A 7448-nucleotide genomic window follows, 5' to 3' on the forward strand; every position below is an offset into this window, starting at 1 on the left:
GCATCACCCGCACACCGGGGAGTACGTGGCACGGCCCTCGGGCGTGGCCTGCGCGACGAGCGTCGGAATGACGTTGCTCAGAGCGGGTATCAGCGTGACGTTGAAGTTGCACAGGTACGTGCTGAGATAGCTGCCGTCCTGGCTCACCCGGGCGAGGCCCTTGAGCAGCGCCGGCAGGTTCCTCCCGAAATACTCGAACTCCTCCAGGTTGTCCATGTAGTGCTCGGTGAATCCAGGCTCCCTGGCAAGCATATCGTGCAGATCGGGCTGTATCTCCGCAGTCAGAGTGGCAAGGCGGTCGACGGTCGTGGCGATCGAGTCCATCGACTCGATCGTCTCGGTGCGCCTCGCCGACAGTTCCGCCAAGATCGCCCGCGCGCTGCCGATGACGGAGTCGACGTCCCCGCTATGCGTCGCCAGATCGTTGATCACTCCGTCGAGATCGACGATGATGTCGCCGAGAATCCTGTCCGGCTCGGCCAGGGACTCTGCCAGACGGGATGTTTCGGCCACGAGCGTGGTCACGGATCCGGCGTCGCCCTGCAACGCAGCGATGATCGCTCCGGTGATCTCGTCCACCTGCTCCGGATCGAGAACGCTGAAGAGGGGTTCGAAACCGTTGAGCAGCACACTGATATCGAAGGACGGCTCGGTTCGCTCGAGCGGTATCTCGGTGTGCGCGGGAAGCGGGGTCGCGGACCCGCCGTCGCCGAGCGACAGACCGAGATACCGCTGGCCGATGATGTTCTGATAGGTGATCGCGGCTTCGGTGTTGTCGTACACGACCTGATCCGACTCGATGCGGAAGGCAACCCGCGCAACCGTGTCGTCGAGTTCGATCGAATCGATGCGGCCCACCCGGACACCGGCCATCCGCACGTCGTCTCCCACCCTGAGCCCGGACACGTCGCTGAAGACCGCGCTGTACGGTGTCGTCGAGCCGTTCACGCCGCGCTGGAGGGTAACGAGCACCGGCCAGGTCAGCGCGATGGACACGATCAGGAACAGGCCCAGGCCTATCAACGGTGTGCGGTAGCTCATCTCGGCGCTCCGTCCGCGTCGGGGATGATGCTCACGACGGCTCCACGCGCCACAGGGCCGAGAAGCAACTCGGCTGCGGCCGACGCATCGCCTCCGAGAATCTTGCCGAGGAGGTCCTTCTCCTGCTCGCCGCCGACCGGACCGACGTTTCCACCGACCGGCACGGTGCTGACGATCGGCGGCTCCCTGTCCAGGGACGAGATCGGCGGCGCTCCCGTGTCCGGTGCGGTGGCGCAGCTCGCACCTGCGAGGTCACCGTAGCGAGGACAGTCGGCTCGTGTGTACATGCGGTGCGGTGTGAACTGGAAGATGAACTTGCCCATCCCCCGCTCCTCGCCTTCCGGCCAGAAACTCTCGAACCATTTGTCGGAGATACGGCGCATCCTCACGGTGATCGGCGTGAACGCGGACGACCCGTCCGCCACTACGCCCAGTACGGGCGTCAACGCCGCCGTAACCCCCATCACCGTGTCCGCGTGTTTCTCCATGCCCGTTGCCAGCGAGGACAGGGTGTCGGCGCCGGCAGCGAGGAAGGTGTCCAGTTCGGCCCGCTGCTCGGTGATCGTGCGCATCGGAACGACAGCGTGATGGACGGCGTCGAGCAGGTCCGGCGCCGACTCGCTGAGCCCCCGCACGGCGTCCGACAGGGCAACCAGTGTCGACGGTCCTCCGTCCGGCGTGAGAACGGCTCCGACCTCCCACACAATTCGGTCGAGTTGCGCCCCGGCGGTGACGATGTCGTCTCCACGCCGGTCGGTGGCCTCGGCCACGGCGGCGAGAACACCGAGAGTGTGCTGCATTTCGGCTCTCGCTGTCGCGGCTGTGATCTCGCGAAGCTTCGTCAGTGCGGTCTGCAACTGCACGGTCGACAAGCTGGTGTCCTGGAGGATCGTCGACCCGTCGTGCAGCGGTGGCGCCGCACCGTTGTCGACAAGTTGGACCGACGACACGGCGAAGACATTGCTCGGCACGACGCGGGCCGTCACACTGCCCGGAATACTCTGTGCGTACTCGGGTTTCAACGACATCAGTACGACCCCGGCACGCTCTCCCTCGGGCCGGCGAACGTCGCTGACCTCCCCCACGAGGACCCCGCGGAACTTCACGTCCGAACGGGCAGGCAGACCGTCCCCGATGTCGGACAATGCCGCCTCGACGTCGACCGTCTCCGTGAATCTGCCGTCGACCTTCACGCCGACGAGGACCACCAGCGTCACAGCGACGAGCAACGCGACGGCGCCGGCAGCGAACAGCCTGGCGGGGGTCATCTGCCCGGTATCGCTTTCCAGGATGATCGCCATCCGCTATCCCCCCAGCCTCGCACCCGACCCGATGCCCCACAGCGCGACCGTCATGAGGAGATTGACCACGATCATCGCCGAGATACTGGCGCGCATCGCGCGACCGGCCGCGGTGCCTACGCCCTGCGGCCCCCCGGAGGCATAGAACCCGTAGTAGCACTGGATCGTCGTCGTGATGATGACGAAGACAATCGTTTTGAGCAGCGAATAGAAGATGTCCGTGCCGCTGAGCACCAAGGCGAAATAGTGCTCGTACGTCCCCGACGAGACACCTCCGGTGAAACCGATGACGGCTTGCACCGCAACGTAGTTCACCGTGAGACACACGAGGTACAACGGAACGACCGCCACGACCGATGCGAGTAGCCGGGTGGTGACCAGGTACGGGATCGAGCGGATCGCCAGTGATTCCATCGCGTCGATCTCCTCCGAGATCCGCATCGCACCCAATTGCGCGGTGAACCGGCAACCAGCCTGCGCCGCGAATGCGAGCGACGCCATGATCGGTGCGAGTTCCCGGGTGGTCGCAGTCGACGCCACCATTCCGGTCGCAGGCTCGAGGCCCAGCAGATGCAGTGCGTTGTAGCCTTCGATCGCCACGATCGCTCCGGCGGACGCTCCCAGGACGATGATCACGCCTGCGGTGCCGCCGCCGACGACGAGCGATCCGTTTCCCCACGTGACATCGGACAGGATGCGCAAGAACTCTTTTCTGTAGTGACGCAGCGTCACAGGGACGGCCGCGACCGCGCGGAGCAGGAACACGACCATGTGCCCGAGACGCTGAATCGATCTGGCCTGTGCCCTGCCTGCGACGACGAACGGGCGCGTGCCGCGAGGCACGTACCGGGAGGCCACTCAGAACCCCGTCCGCGGGAACAGCAGCACATACACCTGCGTGAAGACGACGTTCACGATCATGAGCAGAAGGATCGAGGCAACGACGGTCGCATTGACGGAGTTGGCCACTCCCGCGGGCCCGCCCCGGGTCGACAGACCCTTCTGGCACGCGACGATGGCGACGATGGCGCCGAACACTGTCGCTTTGATCATCGTCAGCACGAAGTCCCCGATGGTCGCGAACGAGGCGAAAGTCGACACGAAACTACCGGGGGTGCCGTTCATGACGAACGTGTTGAAGAGATAGCCCGAGAGAAATCCTACGAAGCACACCAGCCCGGTCAGGGCGAGCCCGACCACGACGGCAGCGACGAGGCGTGGAACGACGAGTCGGCGGATCACCGACAAGCCCATGACTTCCATTGCGTCGATCTCGTCTCGGATCTTTCGGGACCCGAGGTCCGCGCACACCGCTGAACCGGCCGCGGACGCCATGAGCAGGGCCGCGACCATGGGCGCTCCCTGTTTGATGACTGCCAGGCCGCTCGCCGCACCGGCAAGAGAGGTCGCGCCTACCTGACCGGCCAGCAAACCGAACTGGATCGACAGAGTCACGCCGATCGGCACTGCGACGAACATCGTCGGCAATGCCGAGGCCGAAGCCATGAACGCGGCCTGCCGAACGAACTCCACGAACGGAAACCGCAGAGTGAAGACATCGATGAACAGATACTGGACAGCGCGGAAACCCAGGACGAATTGGCCGCCCACGGTCTCGAGTGCGGCAATCGGGTGACGACGAAGGTATCCCCGTGCCCAACCACCGATCTCGTTGACCGCGGGCGTCGCCATCACCGCTCACCTTGCGTTCCGGCGCCGACCGGACCAGAGCTCAGCGGGAACCGGCAGCGCGACGCCGATCTCGAAATGGTCTGTGCCACGGCCGTTCCCCCTCGACAGTGAGAAAGCGCGTGTGCGGCATTCGCCGGCACACCGAAAGCATCATCGAAAAGCGCTGCACGCGTAGGCATATCGGAGAAACTCGGAAACCGAAGCAATTCTCGGGCATATCGATTCGGGCGACAACCGTCGGGTCACCGACACGACGGCGCGCATCCAGGGGCAGGCTCGACGACCCGCGGGCGACCGGACGTCGAGACGAGATCTTCCCGCTCATCAAGGTAGAAGACAATTCTCATTCATGCAATGGATGTTTTCGAATTGCTTGCCGGCGGTGGGCGCGCCGTCGGCGTTATCGCAGGTCGGAGCGACCGCGCACGTTGCCGATCGCCCGGTCGGCGGCCTCGTTCTCGAGGACTCCCAGGCACCAGTCGATGAGCTCGATGGTTTCGGCATGCCCCGCGGTGACGCCCAATGCCTCCTCCATGACGACGACACGGGAAATGCTCGTCATCAGGACCGACACCACCACGGCCGGAATCCTCGATACGTCGTACTCGGTGCGTGCGAGAACCTGCTCGGCCGCGGCCAGCTGACCCACGCGGAACAGTTCCGAGTAACGCGCGATTTCCGCACGCAAGGCGGGACGATGGCGGGCCAGCGCGATGAACTCCATGGTCACCGCAACGCCGGTCGAGTCGGTACTGAAGTTCCACAGCGCCCGCAGAGGGTGGGGCGCGTCCAGGATCGCTGCCTGGATCTGCAAGCCCTCTTCCGCACGACGCCGAAAGACCTCCATGAAGAGGTCGTCCATGGTGCGGAAGTAATAGTGGACCAACTGCGGTTTGAGGGCAGCCTTGTCTGCAACCCGGCGCGAAGTGACTGCGGCGTAACCGCTTTCCACCATCAGCTGCTCCGCTGCGTCGAGTAGCACCGAACGATTCTTCGCGTCCGGTGCACCTATCCGCCTGGACGACGTCATGCCCCACCTCCGTTTCGTCGCGGCGGGTCGCCGGTTCGGGCCATGGTAGCCGCGCAATACATGTGTCCTTGACCACATCTGCTGTCCCATGCTATCCATGTATCCAGCACTGCTAGGCAGGCGCTCAGCATCGGGCGAGGCTGACGTTGATCGGTACTACCGCAGTTGTGCACGTTCCCGTGCGCACGACGTCAGGAGACCCGATTGAACGACTTCGACTCGAAGGACTTCTTCACCGACCCGTCCTTCATTCCCGATCCACACCCCTACTTCGACCATCTCCGGTCCAGGTGCCCCGTGCAGTTCATCGAACCGCGCGGCGTTGTGGCGGTCACCGGCTTCGACGAATGCCTTGCGGTTCTGCGCGATACGTCGACGTACTCGAACATCAACGCCGCGACCGGCCCTTTTCCCGGTATGCCCTTCGAAGCAGACGGTGATGACATCACCGATCAGATCGAGCAGCACCGGCCCGAGATTCCGCTCAACGAGCACCTCGTCACCATGGACCCGCCGAAGCACACCCGGATCCGCAGGTTGCTCGGTGGTCTGTTCAGCCCGAGGCGACTCGAGGAGAACGAAGAGTTCATGTGGCGGCTCGCCGACCGCCTGATCGACACGTTCCACGGCGCCGGCAAGGTCGAACTGCTCAACGAATACGCGCAACCCTTCGCGCTGTTGACCATCGCAGATCTCCTCGGTGTGCCCGAGGCCGATCACGCCGCATTCGTCGCGCACCTGTCCACCCAAACTCCGGGCGCGATGGCCGAAGACGGCGCACTCGGCGCCAATCCTCTGGAATTTCTCGATTCCAAGTTCTCCCGCTACATCGAGTCCCGACGAGAGGAACCTGCCGGCGACGTCCTGTCGATACTCGCCGAGTCGACGTACTCCGACGGCGAGACCCCCGACGTGGTCGAACTCGTACGCCTCGCCACGTTCCTGTTCGGTCCGGGGCAGGACACCACCGCCCGACTGATCACCGCATCGTTCAGGCTGATCGCCGAAAATCCCGATCTCCAGAAGCAACTTCGCGAAGACCGCAGTCTCATCCCGCAGTTCGTGGAAGAAGCCCTGCGCCTCGAAGGCCCGGTCAAGAGCGACTTCCGGCTCGCGAAGAAGACGACCACACTCGGCGGCGTCGACATTCCCGCGGGCACTCCGGTCATGGTGTCGCTGCCCGCCGGCAACCGCGATCCCCGGCGATTCCCCGAACCCCATGAGCTCCAGCTCGACCGCGCCAATGCCCGCGAACACATCGCTTTCGGACGAGGAGTGCATTCCTGCCCCGGCGGGCCTCTCGCCAGGGTCGAGGCTCGCGTCACCGTCGAACGCCTCCTCGACCGCATGGCGGACATCAAGATCTCCGAGGAGAAGCACGGGCCGGCCGACGATCGTCACTTCACCTATGAGCCGACGTATATCCTCCGCGGGCTGGCTTCGATCCATCTCGAATTCACACCCGTCTAGTTCGGCACCGGGAGGCCGACTCATACGAGCACCGCTGTCACGTAGTCGCCGGGCAGGGAACCGGCCGCTGCCAGCATCCGCTGACCAGGCGAGACAATCGCGGAACGTCCTGCCGTGGCCCGAAAACCTTCCCCGGTCGCACCGGCGAAGCTCGCCATCGCTACATACGCCCCGCATGCCGCACTGATATGGGCGGCGCGCCGTTGCTGTTCCGCCAACTCCCATCGGTGATGCACCACCCCGCACGCGTACACATCGATATCGAGAGCTGCGGTCGCGTGGACGTGTTCTGCTGTGCCGGTGTCCTTGCAGATACCCAGACCGATACGCCACCCGAGGACCTCGATCGCGGACGCGCCGGGCCCCGGTACGAACCACTTGTTCTCGTCACCGTGCAGATGCGTTTTCCGGTAGGCGATCTCGACACCATTACCGTCGATACGCAGGATTGCGATGAAACGCGCACCATTTTCCGTCACCGGTGCACCGACCAGCGCGCAACCATCCGCCGATCGGCAGGCATCGACAAGCAACGCCACGGCGTCCCCATCCACCTCGACGTCCGCAGCGTCCAGGTGATACCCGGTCAAGGACATCTCTGGAAACACCATGAGGTCGGCACGAGCCGACCGGATCAGATCCGCATGTGCCAGTGCCGACGAAACGTGGTCACCGTCGATCACCGCCGGCTGCCCGACAGCCACACGCAGCAACTCGGCCTTCGTCGTCACAACGTGCATCCTGCCCAATGGCCGGACAATGATCAATAAATGCGAAAAAGGGACCCACTTGTGGGTCCCTTCGTTAAAAACAATTCGAGAAACACTTGTCACCAGAAAACACTGAAGGCCCCCAACACAGTTGGGGGCCTCCAGCAAACGGGTGTTCGGCGGTGTCCTACTCTCCCACACCCT

At 64.2% G+C, this 7448-nt stretch carries 7 protein-coding genes; 1 reads left to right on the plus strand and 6 read right to left on the minus strand.

Translation table 11 applies throughout. From position 1 onward, the window contains the following. Positions 1–3 precede the first annotated feature (3 nt). The 5 genes from HF877_RS19325 to HF877_RS19345 form a co-directional block, all read right to left on the minus strand. On the minus strand, positions 4–1041 hold the full coding sequence (locus HF877_RS19325) for an MlaD family protein (protein ID WP_169622817.1): 1038 nt from the start codon (positions 1039–1041) through the stop codon (positions 4–6). Beyond that, on the minus strand, positions 1038–2342 hold the full coding sequence (locus tag HF877_RS19330) for an MCE family protein (protein WP_169622818.1): 1305 nt from the start codon (positions 2340–2342) through the stop codon (positions 1038–1040). The genes HF877_RS19325 and HF877_RS19330 overlap by 4 nt, the downstream gene beginning before the upstream one ends. A 3-nt stretch (positions 2343–2345) precedes the next feature. Then, entirely contained in the window at positions 2346–3185 is an 840-nt protein-coding gene (locus HF877_RS19335; RefSeq protein ID WP_296550058.1) for an ABC transporter permease, read from the minus strand. A 15-nt stretch (positions 3186–3200) separates the two neighbouring features. Further along, positions 3201–4034: an ABC transporter permease gene (locus HF877_RS19340; RefSeq protein ID WP_169622820.1), complete on the minus strand. Its 834-nt coding sequence runs from the start codon at positions 4032–4034 to the stop codon at positions 3201–3203. 400 nt (positions 4035–4434) lie between these two features. Next, positions 4435–5064, minus strand: coding sequence for a TetR family transcriptional regulator (locus HF877_RS19345; RefSeq protein ID WP_169622821.1), 630 nt, complete (start codon positions 5062–5064; stop codon positions 4435–4437). Positions 5065–5268: 204 nt separating this feature from the next. Between HF877_RS19345 and HF877_RS19350 the strand changes: the two genes are divergently transcribed. Further along, entirely contained in the window at positions 5269–6534 is a 1266-nt protein-coding gene (locus HF877_RS19350) for a cytochrome P450 (RefSeq protein ID WP_169622822.1), read from the plus strand. Positions 6535–6554: 20 nt separating this feature from the next. On the opposite strand, the gene HF877_RS19355 is transcribed toward HF877_RS19350, so the two are convergent. Beyond that, positions 6555–7448: carbon-nitrogen hydrolase family protein (locus HF877_RS19355; RefSeq protein ID WP_240952751.1), on the minus strand; the 894-nt coding region annotated here is incomplete at its 5' end.

The organism is Rhodococcus sp. BL-253-APC-6A1W (assembly GCF_012843405.1).
Lineage (GTDB): Bacteria > Actinomycetota > Actinomycetes > Mycobacteriales > Mycobacteriaceae > Rhodococcus.

Bases quoted from the DNA above. Each gene is read 5' to 3' on its own strand.
- HF877_RS19325 (WP_169622817.1), bottom strand. From the start codon at position 1,041: ATGAGCTACCGCACACCGTTGATAGGCCTGGGCCTGTTCCTGATCGTG.
- HF877_RS19330 (WP_169622818.1), bottom strand. From the start codon at position 2,342: ATGGCGATCATCCTGGAAAGCGATACCGGGCAGATGACCCCCGCCAGG.
- HF877_RS19340 (WP_169622820.1), bottom strand. From the start codon at position 4,034: ATGGCGACGCCCGCGGTCAACGAGATCGGTGGTTGGGCACGGGGATAC.
- HF877_RS19345 (WP_169622821.1), bottom strand. From the start codon at position 5,064: ATGACGTCGTCCAGGCGGATAGGTGCACCGGACGCGAAGAATCGTTCG.